General features: G+C 62.1%; 16 protein-coding genes. 13 read left to right on the top strand and 3 right to left on the bottom strand.

Going from position 1 to position 13,671, the window contains the following annotated elements:
• The first annotated feature begins 44 nt into the window (after positions 1–44).
• Positions 45–215, top strand: coding sequence for a CsbD family protein (locus B7Y49_RS06415; protein WP_374126751.1), 171 nt, complete (start codon positions 45–47; stop codon positions 213–215).
• Positions 216–546: 331 nt separating this feature from the next.
• The gene (locus tag B7Y49_RS06410) at positions 547–900 is read left to right on the top strand and encodes a helix-turn-helix domain-containing protein (RefSeq protein ID WP_374126747.1); all 354 of its coding nucleotides are present in this window, start codon (positions 547–549) and stop codon (positions 898–900) included.
• A gap of 33 nt (positions 901–933) precedes the next feature.
• Here B7Y49_RS06410 and B7Y49_RS06405 read toward each other — a convergent pair whose 3' ends face one another.
• Both B7Y49_RS06405 and B7Y49_RS06400 read right to left on the bottom strand, forming a co-directional pair.
• Positions 934–2,589 carry a thiamine pyrophosphate-binding protein gene (locus B7Y49_RS06405; RefSeq protein WP_374126746.1) on the bottom strand — a complete coding sequence of 552 codons (1,656 nt, stop codon included), beginning with the start codon at positions 2,587–2,589 and terminating at the stop codon, positions 934–936.
• Positions 2,590–2,622: 33 nt separating this feature from the next.
• Positions 2,623–4,059 carry an NAD-dependent succinate-semialdehyde dehydrogenase gene (locus B7Y49_RS06400; protein ID WP_374126750.1) on the bottom strand — a complete coding sequence of 479 codons (1,437 nt, stop codon included), beginning with the start codon at positions 4,057–4,059 and terminating at the stop codon, positions 2,623–2,625.
• Positions 4,060–4,135: 76 nt separating this feature from the next.
• Between B7Y49_RS06400 and B7Y49_RS06395 the strand changes: the two genes are divergently transcribed.
• Positions 4,136–5,053: an SMP-30/gluconolactonase/LRE family protein gene (locus B7Y49_RS06395; RefSeq protein ID WP_374126745.1), complete on the top strand. Its 918-nt coding sequence runs from the start codon at positions 4,136–4,138 to the stop codon at positions 5,051–5,053.
• 12 nt (positions 5,054–5,065) lie between these two features.
• On the opposite strand, the gene B7Y49_RS06390 is transcribed toward B7Y49_RS06395, so the two are convergent.
• Positions 5,066–5,878 (bottom strand): universal stress protein, encoded by an 813-nt coding sequence (locus tag B7Y49_RS06390; protein ID WP_374126744.1) that lies wholly within the window; start codon positions 5,876–5,878, stop codon positions 5,066–5,068.
• A 154-nt stretch (positions 5,879–6,032) separates the two neighbouring features.
• Between B7Y49_RS06390 and B7Y49_RS06385 the strand changes: the two genes are divergently transcribed.
• The 10 genes from B7Y49_RS06385 (at position 6,033) to B7Y49_RS06340 (ending at position 13,501) form a co-directional block, all read left to right on the top strand.
• Positions 6,033–6,725 (top strand): VIT family protein, encoded by a 693-nt coding sequence (locus B7Y49_RS06385; RefSeq protein ID WP_374126749.1) that lies wholly within the window; start codon positions 6,033–6,035, stop codon positions 6,723–6,725.
• Between the two features lie 67 nt (positions 6,726–6,792).
• Complete coding sequence (locus B7Y49_RS06380) at positions 6,793–7,500, top strand: CoA transferase subunit A (RefSeq protein WP_374126743.1); 708 nt, start codon at positions 6,793–6,795, stop codon at positions 7,498–7,500.
• Positions 7,500–8,135, top strand: coding sequence for a CoA transferase subunit B (locus B7Y49_RS06375; RefSeq protein ID WP_374126742.1), 636 nt, complete (start codon positions 7,500–7,502; stop codon positions 8,133–8,135). Before B7Y49_RS06380 ends, B7Y49_RS06375 begins: the two co-directional genes overlap by 1 nt.
• A gap of 5 nt (positions 8,136–8,140) precedes the next feature.
• A complete protein-coding gene (locus tag B7Y49_RS06370) occupies positions 8,141–9,118 on the top strand; it encodes an NAD(P)-dependent oxidoreductase (protein WP_374126741.1) in 978 nt (325 codons plus the stop codon).
• 129 nt (positions 9,119–9,247) lie between these two features.
• Entirely contained in the window at positions 9,248–10,093 is an 846-nt protein-coding gene (locus B7Y49_RS06365; protein ID WP_374126740.1) for an N-acyl homoserine lactonase family protein, read from the top strand.
• Positions 10,094–10,196: 103 nt separating this feature from the next.
• Entirely contained in the window at positions 10,197–11,198 is a 1,002-nt protein-coding gene (locus tag B7Y49_RS06360) for an NADPH:quinone oxidoreductase family protein (protein WP_374126739.1), read from the top strand.
• An 84-nt stretch (positions 11,199–11,282) separates the two neighbouring features.
• The gene (locus B7Y49_RS06355) at positions 11,283–11,606 is read left to right on the top strand and encodes a DUF1476 domain-containing protein (RefSeq protein ID WP_374126738.1); all 324 of its coding nucleotides are present in this window, start codon (positions 11,283–11,285) and stop codon (positions 11,604–11,606) included.
• 2 nt (positions 11,607–11,608) lie between these two features.
• The gene (locus B7Y49_RS06350) at positions 11,609–11,842 is read left to right on the top strand and encodes a BolA/IbaG family iron-sulfur metabolism protein (RefSeq protein WP_374126737.1); all 234 of its coding nucleotides are present in this window, start codon (positions 11,609–11,611) and stop codon (positions 11,840–11,842) included.
• A gap of 22 nt (positions 11,843–11,864) precedes the next feature.
• On the top strand, positions 11,865–12,197 hold the full coding sequence (gene grxD, locus B7Y49_RS06345; RefSeq protein ID WP_374126736.1) for a glutaredoxin: 333 nt from the start codon (positions 11,865–11,867) through the stop codon (positions 12,195–12,197).
• A gap of 20 nt (positions 12,198–12,217) precedes the next feature.
• The gene (locus B7Y49_RS06340) at positions 12,218–13,501 is read left to right on the top strand and encodes a glycosyltransferase (RefSeq protein WP_374126735.1); all 1,284 of its coding nucleotides are present in this window, start codon (positions 12,218–12,220) and stop codon (positions 13,499–13,501) included.
• Positions 13,502–13,671 lie beyond the last annotated feature (170 nt).

The raw sequence follows: 13,671 nt of genomic DNA, 5'->3' as shown, positions 1-13,671 counted from the left end.
AACCCGGATTGTCCGGACGACCGGCGCGTGAAGGAGCATGTGTCATGGGTGAACTCACCGACAAGATCAAAGGCAATGTCAACGAAGCGATCGGCAAGATCAAGCAGAACAGCAATGATCCCGAGACGCAGGCCGATGGCAAGGCGCAGGAACTGAAGGGCAAGGCCCAGCAGACCGCCGGCAAGATCAAGGGCGCGCTTGGCGACGATATCTGATCGGGCGCTAGCCTGCCTTTAATGTACTGAAGACGATCGGCCGTCCCGGATCCCCGGGGCGGCCGACTTGCTTTGCAGCACCCTGATTGTCGTGGCGATCTATCGCGAATCGGGCTGAAGGGTGATTTTCGTTGGTGTGTTCGCGGCTCACATGCGCAGAAATCCGGTCGTAAGCGTGGCGTTACGATCGCGAAAGTGCGATGATGGTTCGGGTATCGATCTCAAATATCGATCGAAAATTCGCGCTAGCCCAAATTAGGTATTTGGGGGCTTGCGAGCTCTGAAAACTTGCCGCTCTCGTTGTTATTCACGGTCTGGGGGGGCAAGTGCAGTGAGTGATATCGTTGACGATGATTCGATTTCATTCGTGCCCGTTCTTCCCTTTGCGCCCGAACAGTTCCAGGAAATCAGACATTGTGCGTTGGGCGTAAAGCTTCGCGCTGCGCGGCTCGCGGCGAACTTGTCGATCGAGGCTGTCTCCGAACGCACCCGCATTCGCGCCGTCTATCTGTCGGCCCTTGAAGAAGGGCGGCTCGACCAGTTTACCGCGCCATTATACGCCGTTGGTTTTGCCAGCAGCTATGCGCGTGCGATCGGGCTGGATGCAGAATGGGCGGCGCAGGCGATGCGGCAGTTCATCGCCGATACCCCCAACAGCTGGCGCCGATCAGGCTGGGTGCACTAAAGATCGTTGCAGACTGCATGTCGACGGTGTGGATCAGCGCTGCCTGATCGCACTGATCGTGGTGCCATTGGTGATCACTTCGATATCGGTTTTGACATGCAGCAGCTTGACGCCGGGTTGCGCAAGCGCGCGGTCGAGCGCGGGGGCGAATTGCGCAGTGGTCTCGACCGTTTCTGACCACGCCCCATAGGCCTTGGCCAGCAGGGCAAAATCGGGGTTGTGGAGTTCTGTACCGCTCAGGCGAGCGGGATATTCGCGCTCCTGGTGCATGCGGATCGTACCGTACCCGCCATTGTCGACGATGATGACGAGCATGTTAGCGCCGTGCTGGATCGCGGTTGCGAGTTCCTGCCCGTTCATCAGGAAATCGCCGTCGCCAGCAACGGCGACAACGGTCTTGTCGGCGCAGCGCAGCGCGCCTGCGACAGCGGCGGGGACGCCATAGCCCATCGCACCCGCGGTGGGAGCAAGCTGCGTGCCGGGGCTGCCATAATGCCAATAACGGTGCCACCAGCCGGAGAAATTACCGGCGCCGTTGCAGATGATCGTCGCTTCGGGGTGAAGCCGCTCACGCATCGCTGCGACGCAGGGACCGAGATCGAGAGTAACATTGTCGCGCGGTTTGGGGGTCGACCAGTCGAGCCACTGCTCGTGTGCCTCGGCGCCATCGGATCGCGGCCATGCCGGCGCCTCCGCCCGGGCGAGCATATCAGCGAAATTGAAAACCGGCGCGGCAATCGCTGTGTCAGCGCGGTAGACGCGGTTCAACTCAGCCGGATCGGGGTGGACATGGATCAGCTTCTGGCCGGGATGATCGGGCGTAATCAGCGTGTAGCCGTCGGTTGTCGCCTCACCCAGCCGCGCGCCAATCACCAGCAGCAGATCGGCTGCCTTGATCCGCTCGACGAGCTTGGGGTTCGGTCCATAGCCAAGGTTGCCTGCCCAAACAGGCGATGCATTGGAAATGGCATCCTGGCGTCGAAAGGCGCCCGCGACCGGAATGCCCCAGTTCTGCGCGAAATGATCGAACGCCCCCGCAGTCCGCTTGTCCCAAACCGCGCCGCCGATAATCGTCACCGGGCTCTTGGCGGCGACGAGCTGGTCAAGCAGATCGCTATAATCATAGGGATCGAGCGCCGAGGGATGCCGGGTGACGGCGGGACGATCCACCGCCTCGACCATGTCGCACAGCATATCCTCGGGCAGCGCGATCACCACCGGGCCGGGTCGACCGCTCGTCGCAACATTGAAAGCGCGGGCAATATATTCGGGGATGCGGCGCGCGTCCTCAATCCGGGTCGCCCATTTGCACAAGGGCGCAAACATCGCCGGGAAATCGACTTCCTGAAAGCCCTCACGGTCGCGCATCCCGCGATCAACATCCCCGATGAACAGAATCATCGGCTGACTATCCTGCATCGCGACGTGCACGCCGATGCTCGCATTGGTCGCGCCCGGCCCGCGCGTGACGAAACAGATGCCGGGGCGCTGGGTCAGCGTGCCATCGGCACAGGCCATAAAGGCCGCGCCACCTTCCTGCCGGCACGTCACGACGTCGATCTCGGGCGAGTCGTGTAGCGCATCGAGTACCGCGAGGAAACTCTCGCCCGGTACCTGAAAGATGCGGTCGCACCCTTGCGCGATCAGGTTATCGACAAGAATGCGGCCGCCGGTGCGTTTGGTGCTCATGGTCAGGGGTTTAGCGATGGGCGGATCGATGCGCTACGCCTGATGAATCGCCTTGGTGACCGTGTAACTCTCAAAGCCCTCGCTACCGCCCTCGCTGCCAAAGCCTGACAACTTCACGCCGCCGAAGGGCGTATCTGCCCCGCTGATTGCGAAGCTGTTGATGCCCACCATGCCCGCTTCAATCGCGTCGCCGAGCAGGTTCGCGCGGCGGCCATTCTCGGTAAAAGCGAAGGCGGCAAGGCCGTAAGGCAGACGGTTAGCTTTTTCGATCGCATCGTCGAAATCCCTGAACGATCGGCTGACGGCGACGGGACCGAAAGGCTCGTTCGACATGATGTCCGCCTCGTTGGGAACGTCGGCAAGCAGAGTTGGTTGGAAGAAGAACCCCTGATTGCCCATCCGTTCGCCCCCAGCCATCGTCCGCGCGCCCTTGGCCTTGGCGTCGTCGACCAAGCGTTCGATGGCACCGGGGCGGCGACCATTGGCGAGCGGCCCCATGCGGGTGGCGGGATCGAGCCCGTCGCCGACCGGCACCTGCGCGGTGCGCGCGGCGAACCCGGCCAGGAAATCCTCATAAATCGCTTCCTCGACATAGAAGCGCGTGGGCGAAACGCAGACCTGCCCGGCGTTGCGGAATTTCTGCGGCACGACCATGTCGAGCGTCTTTTCCAGATCGCAATCAGCAAAGATCAGCACCGGCGCATGGCCACCGAGTTCCATCGTCGCCCGCTTCACGCCATCGGCGGCAAGGCGGAGCAGATGCTGCCCGACCGGCACTGACCCGGTGAAGCTGACTTTCGCGGTGATGGGCGAGGCAATCAGGTGGCGGCTGACGGTGTCGGGCACGCCGAACACCAGCTGCGCCACGCCCTTGGGCAGCCCCGCATCCTCCAGGCAACGCATGATCGCGCTGGTGCAGCCCGGCGTTTCCTCGGGCGGCTTGCAGATGACGGCGCATCCGGCGGCAAGCGCGGGGGCGAGCTTCTTGGCCATCAGATAGACCGGGAAATTCCAGGGCGAGAGCGCGGCGACGACGCCGACCGGCTGTTGGATGACGATCGATCGCTGACCGGTCGGGCGCACGAGCACGCGGCCATAATGGCGCAGCGCTTCTTCAGCGAACCAGTCAAACATCTGCGCTGAACTGATCACCTCACCGCGCGCCTCCGCGATCGGCTTGCCTTGTTCGCGCGTCATCAGCGTGGAGATTGCGTCGGCACGCGCGCGGATCAGGTCGGCGGCCTTGTGGAGAATGGCGGCGCGCGCGCCCGCATCGGTTGCCCGCCAGATCTTGAAGCCGCGCTCGGCAGCGGCGAGCGCTGCATCGAGATCGGCGGTGGACGCCAGTGGCACTTCGGCGATCGCGTCGCCGGTTGCGGGGTTCACGACCGGTCGGGTCTCGCGGCCCTCGCCCGCGCGCCATGCGCCATCGACGAACAAGGCAAGGTCGGCGTCATAGCTGGCGGACATGCGGGAATTCTCCTTGGCGATATGGTCGTTGCAGCGCAGATAGGGCCACAAAACGATCAATACGAGGGGAGATGCCATGACCGATTTCACCGTGATGGCCAGTGGACTGCGCTTTCCCGAAGGCCCGGTGGCGATGCCCGATGGCAGCGTGATCCTGGTCGAAATCGAGGCGGGGCGGATCACGCGGGTGCGCCCGGATGGCAGCAAGGTATCCTTGGCGACACCGGGTGGTGGCCCGAACGGGCTGGCGGTGGGGCCGGATGGCAAGCTTTATTGCTGCAACAATGGCGGCTTCAATTATGTCGAGCACCCGAACGGCCTGCTGATTCCGCACGGCCAGGCCGATGATTATTCGGGCGGACGGATCGAGCGGATCGATATCGACACCGGCGCGGTCGAGATTCTGTACAAGGATGGCGATTTTGGCTGCGTGTTGCGCGGGCCGAACGACATTGTTTTCGATCATCACGGCGGCTTCTGGTTCACGGACCACGGCAAAACCCGGCCGCGCGAACGCGATGTGACCGGCATTTTTTACGCGAAAGCCGACGGATCGCATCTCGAGGAAGTCGTGTTCCCCAGCGAAAATCCCAATGGCATTGGCCTCTCGCCCGATGGCAACACGCTCTATGCGGCAGAAACCTATACGTGCCGCCTGATGGCGTTTCGGGTCACCGCGCCGGGCAAGGTCGATCAGGCGGGCGGGCTCGGCGGGGCAGGGATGCCGCTTTACCGCCCCGCCGGGTATAAATTCTTCGATTCGCTCGGGGTCGAGGAATGCGGCAATATCTGTGTCGCGACGATCGGCGAGAGCGGCATCTCGGTGATCTCCCCCGCGGGCGAACTGATCGAATTCGTGCCGACGCCCGATCCGTTCACGACCAATATCTGTTGGGGTGGCGCGGATCGGATGACGGCATACATCACGCTATCGGGAACGGGTCAGTTGATCACGATGCCTTGGAAGCGACCGGGATTGGCGCTCGCCTATTGAACTGAGCCTGCATCAATGGCTCAAAAACATCGGATAGCTGGCGACCTCAAGAAATTGTTGCGTCACCCCACCAAAGACGTTCTCGCGAAGGCGGCTATGGCTGTAGGCGCCCATCACGACCCAGTCCGCTTCGAGTGCGGCGGCGGCGGCTGCTAGTGCAGTGCCGACATTTTGGGCGTCGCGGGGCCGCTCGATCACGTCGGCATGAATACCGTGGCGCGACAAATAACGGGCAGCGTCGGTTGACGGAAAGAAGGTGGGATCGTCGACTACGGTCACCAGTTTGACGGCTTTGGCGTGGGCCAATAGCGGGATGGCAGCGCGGAGAGCATCGGCTGCCTCATGGCCTCCGGACCATGCGATCATCGCCGTGCCACAGATGAACAGCGGATTCGTACCCGCCGGCACGGCGAGTACGGGGCGGCGTGCCGTAAGCACGACGTCACCCACCAGTTTTGCCGCAAAGGGGTCGGCCTCGCCTTCGATCTGGTTGGCCGACAGAATGATAAGGTCAGACAACAGGGCGGCTTCGGCCAATCCATCGGCGGTAAAGCACGTGCTTGTCTGCATATCCCAAGGGACATTTTCAGCGCCGAGCTTTGCGGCGAGCGCGGCAATAAGCGCGGTTTCCTTGCGGTCAGCCTCGGCAAGGGCATCGGTAAGGAGGTAAGCGCCGCCAAACGGATCCATCGCCATATATTGCTGGACGGGTGTGTTGACATGCAATGTAATATGGCCGTCAGTCAGACGCGCAATATCGAGCGCGGTCTGAACCCGAAGTTCATTGGCAGGACCACCATCGGCATACACAAGAATCGATCGCATCGGAGTGCCTTTCGAACATGAATGTCGTCGCCAACGCTCGCCGGTTGAGTCGGCGGCGGTTCAAAAAGTTTAGGGCGATGTCCCATCATGCGCTTTGACGGCGATCAATGTGGTGGTGGCGATCGTCATCAAGATATTACCGATAGGGGATGCCATGCCGCGACATACCGAACGCCATCTCGTATCGCGGATCGGGTGGCTGCGCGCGTCGGTACTTGGCGCGAATGACGGGATCGTCTCAACCGCAAGCCTGATTATCGGCGTGGCGGCTGCAGCCCAAAGCCCGGCGGCGATCCTGCTCACGGGCGTGGCGGCGCTGGTGGCCGGCGCCATGTCGATGGCAGCGGGGGAATATGTGTCGGTCAGCTCACAGGCCGATACCGAAAAGGCAGATCGCGCAAAGGAAGCCCGCGAACTAGCGGAAGACCCGGAGTCTGAGCTGGAGGAGTTGACGCGAATCTATATGGGGCGGGGGCTCGAGCGCAAATTGGCATCGGACGTGGCTGCGCAGTTTACCGCCCGCGATCCATTAAAGGCGCATCTCCGCGACGAACTCGGTCTGAGTGCGCAATTGGAGGCAAGGCCCATTCAGGCGGCTCTGGCGTCTGCCGCGAGTTTCATGGTCGGCGCGGCCTTTCCGTTGCTGCTGGTGCTGGTGCTGCCCCAGCCAGTTTTGGCCTGGGGTGTGGGGATCGGTTCGATCCTGTTTCTAGCGGTTCTGGGCGTCGTCGGCGCGCGGGCGGGCGGGGCACCAGTGCTGCGCGCCACCATAAGGGTGACATTCTGGGGCGCGCTGGCGATGGCGATCACCGCAGCGGTGGGATTGCTGTTTGGGGCTGCCGTCTAGCCGTTGACCCGCGCTTGCCGCCGGGACTAAGCGGCATCCGACCCCACCCCGTTTGCGGAGCCACCCCATGAACAAGCTCTATCCCAATGCCGCCGCCGCGCTGGAAGGCGTGTTGTTCGACGGGATGACGATTTGCGCTGGCGGCTTTGGCTTGTGCGGCATTCCCGAACGGCTGATCGATGCGATTCGCGATGCGGGCACAAAGGATCTGACGATCGCGAGCAACAATGCCGGAATCGATGGCGAGGGGCTCGGCAAGCTGCTGCGCACGCGGCAGGTAAAGAAGATGATCAGCTCATACGTTGGTGAGAACAAGGAATTCGAGCGGCAATATCTGAGCGGTGAGCTTGAGGTGGAATTTTCGCCGCAGGGCACGCTCGCCGAACGCTGCCGGGCCGGTGGCGCGGGCATTCCCGGTTTCTACACCAAGACCGGCGTCGGCACGCTGGTGGCAGAGGGCAAGCCGGTGATGGAGTTCGACGGACAGGAATATATTCTCGAACGCGGCATCCGCGCCGACCTGTCGATCATCAAAGGTTGGAAAGCGGACGAAGCGGGCAACCTGATCTTCCGCAAGACCGCGCGCAATTTCAATCAGCCGATGGCGACCGCTGGCAAGGTTTGCGTGGCGGAAGTCGAGGAGATCGTGCCGGTGGGGTCGCTCGACCCCGATCAGGTGCATCTGGCTGGCATCTATGTGAACCGGCTGATCCTCGGTGCGCCCTATGACAAGAAGATCGAATTCGTCACCACGCGCGAACGGGAGTCGGCATAATGGCCTGGACACGGGACGACATGGCCGCGCGGGCGGCGAAAGAGCTTCAGGACGGGTTTTACGTCAATCTGGGCATCGGTATCCCGACCCTGGTGGCGAACCACATCCCGGCGGGCATGGACGTGACCTTGCAGAGCGAGAATGGGATGCTCGGCATCGGGCCGTTCCCTTATCCCGATCAGGTCGATCCCGATCTGATCAACGCGGGCAAACAGACGATCAGCGAGCTGCCGTCATCGGTCTATTTCAGCAGTGCCGACAGTTTCGCGATGATTCGCGGCGGGCATATCGATCTGACCGTGCTGGGCGCGATGGAAGTCAGCGAAGGCGGTGACATCGCCAACTGGATGATCCCCGGCAAGCTGATCAAGGGCATGGGCGGGGCGATGGATCTGGTCGCGGGCGTCAAGCGCATCGTCGTGGTGATGGAGCACACATCGAAAAACGGCGACCCCAAGTTCATCCCGGCCTGCACCTTGCCGCTGACGGGCAAGAATGTGATCGACATGATCATCACCGATCTGGCGGTGTTTCACCGGCCCGATCATGCCAGTCCGTTCGAGCTGGTCGAGCTCGCCCCGGGTGTGACAGCGGATGAAGTGCGCGCGAAAACGACCGCGCATTATACCGGCTGAGATCGATGCGCGTCCTGCTCACCGGATCGTCGGGCTGGTTGGGGCGCTATCTCGCGCCGTTGTTGCGCGGGGCGGGGCATCAGGTGACGGGGCTGGATGTCGCGCCCGGTGCCGATACCGATGTAATCGGCACGGTCGCCGATCGGGCGCTGATCGACCGGATCTTTAGCGAGCGATCGATCGAGGCGGTCATCCACGCCGCCGCGCTCCACAAGCCTGATATCGCGCGGTACCCAACGCAATCTTTTGTTGATGTGAACGTTACCGGCACGCTCAATCTGCTCGAAGCGGCATCGGCGGCGGGGCATGACCGGTTTGTTTTCACCTCGACCACATCGCTGATGATCTCCGACGCGATCCGCCGGGCCGAGGGTGACCGGGCGGTGTGGATCGACGAGACGATGGCCCCGCTCGAGCCGCGTAACATTTATGGTGTCACCAAATTGGCGGCGGAACATCTCTGCCGGCTGTTCCATCAGGAGCGCGGTCTGGCGTGCCTAGTCCTGCGGACCGGGCGGTTTTTCCCCGAAGACGATGACACGCACAAACAGCCATCGGGCGAAAATCTGAAGGCCAATGAACTGCTCAACCGCCGCCTGACGGTCGAGGACGCGGCAATGGCGCATTTGGTGGCGCTGGATAGGGCGCCGGCAATCGGCTTCGATACCTTCATCCTGTCGGCCCCCACGCCGTTCGCCCGCGAAGATGTTGCCGCGTTGAAGGCCGATGCCCCGGCGGTGATCGCGCGCTATTTTCCGCAGGCGGCAGCACTTTATGCCGAAAAGGGCTGGGTGCTCCCCGCAACAATCGACCGGGTTTACGACGCCGAGCACGCCGAGCGCGTTCTGGGTTTTCGCGCTGCGACCGATTTTGGCAGCGTGCTCGATGCGCTGACGGCCGATGGTCCGCTGCCGATCGCGCATGATGCAGCCTATGTCAGTCCAAAGGAGCAGCAGGCCGCGCGCCAAACTGTGTCAGGATGACGCCGATTCTTTGGACGGAGGCGAAACGACCCACTTTCGCCCGATTCACGAAGCGCGTAAGGCTTGAATACGCAGTGAAGGCTCCAGAAGAGGGCCGCGCGCGGGCGGTCTGAGCGCGGGGGAAATCGGGTGAAAAGAGCATTGTTTCTGTTGGTCGCGGGCACCATCCTCAGCGGCGTGTGCGCCTATGCCGCCAGCGGCCAGCCGACCGGTTCGGTCAAGCTGTGGCGGCTCGATTGCGGATCGACCTATATCCCCGATCTCAACCTGTTTTCGGATACCCGCGCCTATCCCGGCCAGGGCAAGGCGCTGACGGCAAGTTGCTATCTGATCAAGAACGGCGATCGCTATATGCTGTGGGATACGGGCCTGCCCGCATCGATGAAGGGCGCCAAGATCGATCCGAAAACCGGCGGTGCCACGATTACCAAGACGATCGTTGAACAGCTCGGCGAACTGGGTGTGAAGCCTGATCAAATCACGATGATCGGCATCAGCCATTATCATTATGATCATGTCGGCCAGGCCGAATCCTTTCCTGATGCGACGCTGATGATCGGCAAGGGCGATCTTGACGCCTTGAGCGCGACGCCCCCTGCTTTTGGCGCGAACCCGGCGGCGCTGAAGACCTGGATCAGCGGCGCGGGTAAATCGATGCCCGTCACCGGTGATCGTGACGTGTTCGGCGATGGCAGCGTTACGATGATCGACACGCCCGGCCATACGCCGGGGCACCACGCGCTGCTGGTCAAGCTGGGCAGTAGCAAGACGTTCATGCTGACTGGCGATCTCGCGCATTTTCAGGAGAATTACGCCTCAAACGGCGTGCCCACCTTTAACACCAACCGTGCTGATACGTTGGCGTCGTTCGATCGGTTCAAGGCGCTCGCCCGCAATACTAAGGCGACGGTGATCATCCAGCATGACCCGCGCGACATCGCCAAGCTGCCCGCTTTTCCGGCCGCCGCCGAATAAGCAACTGGACGAAGCCGGTCGGTCGCTGGCAAGGAAACCGCATCAATAGATGAGGGCGGATCGGGATCGATCCTCCAGCTGGCTGATTTGCGGGAGATGATCGATGCGTGCCTTGCTTTCCACCGCCACTGGCGGCCCTGACACCCTGACGCTCGAAACGCTGCCCGATCCCGTTGCAGGCAAAGGGCAGGTCGTGGTCGCGGTCAAGGCGTGCTCGATCAACTATCCCGATGTGCTGATCATCGAGGACAAATATCAGTTCAAGCCCGCGCGTCCCTTCGCGCCCGGCGGTGAGATCGCTGGTGTCGTCGACAGCGTGGGAGAAGGGGTGACTGATTGGGCGCCCGGCGACCGCGTTGTGGCGACTGTTGGCCATGGCGGGCTGGTCGAGAAGATCGTGGTCGATGCCGTGCGGCTGTATCGACTGCCCGAGGGGCGCAGCTTCGAGGAGGGATCGGCGTTGCTGCTGACATATGCGACCACGATTCATGCGCTGCTCGATCGCGGGCATCTTGCCGAAGGGCAGACATTGCTGGTGCTCGGCGCGGCGGGCGGGGTCGGGCTGGCAGCGGTGGAACTCGGCAAGGCATTTGGCGCACGGGTGATTGCGGCTGTGTCCAGCGCAGACAAGGCAGCGGCGTGCAAGGCGGCAGGCGCGGATGAGACGATCATCTATGGCCGCGCGCCGTTCGACAAGGATCAGTCGCGGGCGCTGGCGGAGCAGTTCAAGGCAGTGCTCGGACCGAATGGTGCGGACGTGATTTATGATCCGGTTGGCGGCGATTATGCCGAACCGGCGCTGCGGTCGATCGCGTGGGAGGGCCGGTATCTGGTCGTCGGTTTCCCTGCCGGCATTCCCCGGTTGCCGTTGAACCTGACGCTCCTGAAAAGCTGCGATGTGTGCGGGGTGTTCTGGGGCGCGTTTGCCGCCCGCGATCCCAAGGCGAACCAGGATCATGTCGAGCGCTTGTTCCGGCTGTGGAAGGAAGGGGCGATCAACCCGCTTGTCACGGATGTGTTCGCATTTGAGGATGGCGGCAAGGCGATCGCCAAAATGGCCGCGCGCGGTGCGATCGGGAAGCTTGTTGTTCGCGTAGCGGCATAGTTTGGGACGCCACAGGGCGTTGCTTTAGCGGGACTGCTTCCCTATCTGGGGCCGCATGATCACCATCACAGGGAATGCCCCGGCATGACAACCTTTGACGACCGCGAACGCGCTGCCGAAAACCATTTCGCGCTTGAAGAAGATGTCGCCTTCCGCGTGGTCGCGCGCCGCAACAAGCTGGTCGGCCAATGGGCCGCGCAGCTGATGAAGCTGACGCCAGAAGAATCCGAAGCCTATGTAAAAGCCGTGGTCCAGTCTGATTTCCAGGAAGCTGGCGACGAGGATGTAATTCGCAAGATTCTGGGCGATCTGACGGCTGCCGGCGTTGCCGTCGACGATGCCGGTGTGCGTGCTGCGCTGGCCGAGCAGCATATTGTCGCCCGTCAACAATTGTCGGACGCGCAATAATCATGGCGATGCCCGCCGCCGAGATCGAACAGCTGATCCTTGCAGCCATTCCCGATGCCGCGGTTGAGATTACCGATCTGGCGGGCGACGGAGATCATTATGCTGCCGTCGTGACCGCAGAAAGTTTTCGCGGTCTGCCACGGATTAAACAACATCAGGCGGTATATGCCGCGCTGGGTGGGCGCATGGGAGGCGTTCTCCACGCGCTGAAGCTGACCACTGCCGTGCCTGCCTGACCTGCCTGAGAAGGAACGACCGATGACTGATGACACTCACGCCCGCATTGCCGAAATGGTGGCGAGCAATGACGTTTTGCTGTTCATGAAGGGCAGCCCGCTGTTCCCGCAATGCGGCTTCTCCAGCACCGCGGTGTCGATTCTCAACCATTTGAACGTCGAATTCGGCAGCGTCGATGTGCTGCAGGATCAGGGCGTGCGCCAGGGTATCAAGGCATTTTCCGACTGGCCGACCATCCCGCAGCTCTACGTAAAGGGCGAGTTTGTCGGCGGTTCCGACATCATGATGGAAATGTATGACAGCGGCGAATTATCGCAGTTGTTTGCCGACAAGGGGCTGGTCAGCGCCAGCTGAAACGATCGAGGGGTCTGCACATGTTGCTGGATAAGGGCGATCTGCAAAGCGGACCCGCCGGCGGCCCTGCGCCGCTACTCATATGCGACCTGACTCAAAGCTATTCGCCCGCTGGCGGCGGCGGTGTGAGCACCTATTTGCGGGAAAAGCGCGACTATATTCTCGCCAAGACGCCGCATACCTTGCTGCAGATCGTGCCCGGCCCGGAAGACAAGGTTGTCGTCAACGGGCGGCATATCTGGGCCGAGGTCGGTGCCGATCCCGTCCGGGGCAGCCCCAATTACCGCTTTATCCTCCGCACCAAAATCGTGCGCGAACTGCTGGCGCGCTATCGGCCCGATGTGGTCGAGTCGCTGTGCCCCTGGGTGCTGCCATGGACCGCGATCCATCATCGTCGCGCTTATCCTGATACGGCGTTGGTGGCCGCCTACAGCACCGATTTCCCGAACGCCCATGTTTTTCGGGTCGCGCAGGCCAAGTTCGGGACGACGCTCGGCAAGGGCTTTCGCTGGCTGTCCTACGGCTATGCCGAAATCACCTATCGCGAATTCGACTGGGTCTACACGTTGAGCGATGAAGTGTGCGCGGTACTCGCCAAGCACAATGTGCCGCGCACCAGCGTGCTGCAGCTTGGCGTCGACATCGATACCTTCCATCCCAGCAAGCGTGATCCCGGTTTCCGTGCCGAGCTTGGCCTGCCGGGCGATGGGCCGCTGCTGATTTACGCGGGTCGGCTAGATAACGAAAAGCGCGCCGACCGGCTGGTCGATATGTTCCGACGCTTACCCAACGATCTGGGCGCCGCCATGGTGTTGATCGGTGATGGCAAGCTGCGCGAGCGCCTTGCCGAGGAAAGTCGCGATCTGCCAATCCATTTCATGGGCTTCGTTCATGATCGCGATGTGCTTGCGCGCGCGCTGGCATCGTCGGATATCTATGTTTCGGGGATGGCCGACGAGACATTCGGCATCTCGATTGTCGAGGCGCAGGCATCTGGCCTGCCAGTGGTCGGCGTTGCGAGTGGCGCGATGATTGATCGGGTGCCAGACGGCCTCGGGCTGCTCGGGCCGGTGGACGACACCCAGAAGATGGCCGAACATGTGATGGCAATCTGGCATGACGATCATGAGGCGATCGGTCGTGCGGCGCGCGCGCATGTCGAGGCGCGGTTCAGTTGGGATCGCACGTTTGAACGGCTTTTGACGGATATCTACCCCAAGGCGTTGCAAAGCGTTGCCATGCGCCGGACCACGGGCGGCAGGCCGCGCGCGACAATCTTGTCCGCGCCAGTGCCGGTCGCCTGATTCGGGCGATGTCGTAAGGGAGGCCGGGTTGGGCGGATCGACGCGATACCGGAAAACAGCTGTCGATCCGCCCTGCTAAAGCGTCACCGCTCGGCGTAATCCTGATAAAGCAGCTTGCGTGCCAAGCCGGCAAAGTCGCGAAAAGCCAAGCCATTCGATGGTTAACGACC

It is taken from the genome of Sphingomonas sp. 28-62-11 (assembly GCF_002278865.1).
GTDB lineage: Bacteria > Pseudomonadota > Alphaproteobacteria > Sphingomonadales > Sphingomonadaceae > Sphingomonas.
Note: the sequence above shows the minus strand (reverse complement) of the source record. Positions and strands in the feature narration are given on the sequence as shown.

Coding starts and splice junctions, on each gene's coding strand:
- B7Y49_RS06415 (WP_374126751.1), top strand. CDS start 45: ATGGGTGAACTCACCGACAAGATCAAAGGCAATGTCAACGAAGCGATC.
- B7Y49_RS06405 (WP_374126746.1), bottom strand. CDS start 2,589: ATGAGCACCAAACGCACCGGCGGCCGCATTCTTGTCGATAACCTGATC.
- B7Y49_RS06400 (WP_374126750.1), bottom strand. CDS start 4,059: ATGTCCGCCAGCTATGACGCCGACCTTGCCTTGTTCGTCGATGGCGCA.
- B7Y49_RS06395 (WP_374126745.1), top strand. CDS start 4,136: ATGACCGATTTCACCGTGATGGCCAGTGGACTGCGCTTTCCCGAAGGC.
- B7Y49_RS06390 (WP_374126744.1), bottom strand. CDS start 5,878: ATGCGATCGATTCTTGTGTATGCCGATGGTGGTCCTGCCAATGAACTT.
- B7Y49_RS06385 (WP_374126749.1), top strand. CDS start 6,033: ATGCCGCGACATACCGAACGCCATCTCGTATCGCGGATCGGGTGGCTG.
- B7Y49_RS06380 (WP_374126743.1), top strand. CDS start 6,793: ATGAACAAGCTCTATCCCAATGCCGCCGCCGCGCTGGAAGGCGTGTTG.
- B7Y49_RS06375 (WP_374126742.1), top strand. CDS start 7,500: ATGGCCTGGACACGGGACGACATGGCCGCGCGGGCGGCGAAAGAGCTT.
- B7Y49_RS06370 (WP_374126741.1), top strand. CDS start 8,141: ATGCGCGTCCTGCTCACCGGATCGTCGGGCTGGTTGGGGCGCTATCTC.
- B7Y49_RS06360 (WP_374126739.1), top strand. CDS start 10,197: ATGCGTGCCTTGCTTTCCACCGCCACTGGCGGCCCTGACACCCTGACG.
- B7Y49_RS06355 (WP_374126738.1), top strand. CDS start 11,283: ATGACAACCTTTGACGACCGCGAACGCGCTGCCGAAAACCATTTCGCG.
- B7Y49_RS06350 (WP_374126737.1), top strand. CDS start 11,609: ATGGCGATGCCCGCCGCCGAGATCGAACAGCTGATCCTTGCAGCCATT.
- grxD (WP_374126736.1), top strand. CDS start 11,865: ATGACTGATGACACTCACGCCCGCATTGCCGAAATGGTGGCGAGCAAT.
- B7Y49_RS06340 (WP_374126735.1), top strand. CDS start 12,218: ATGTTGCTGGATAAGGGCGATCTGCAAAGCGGACCCGCCGGCGGCCCT.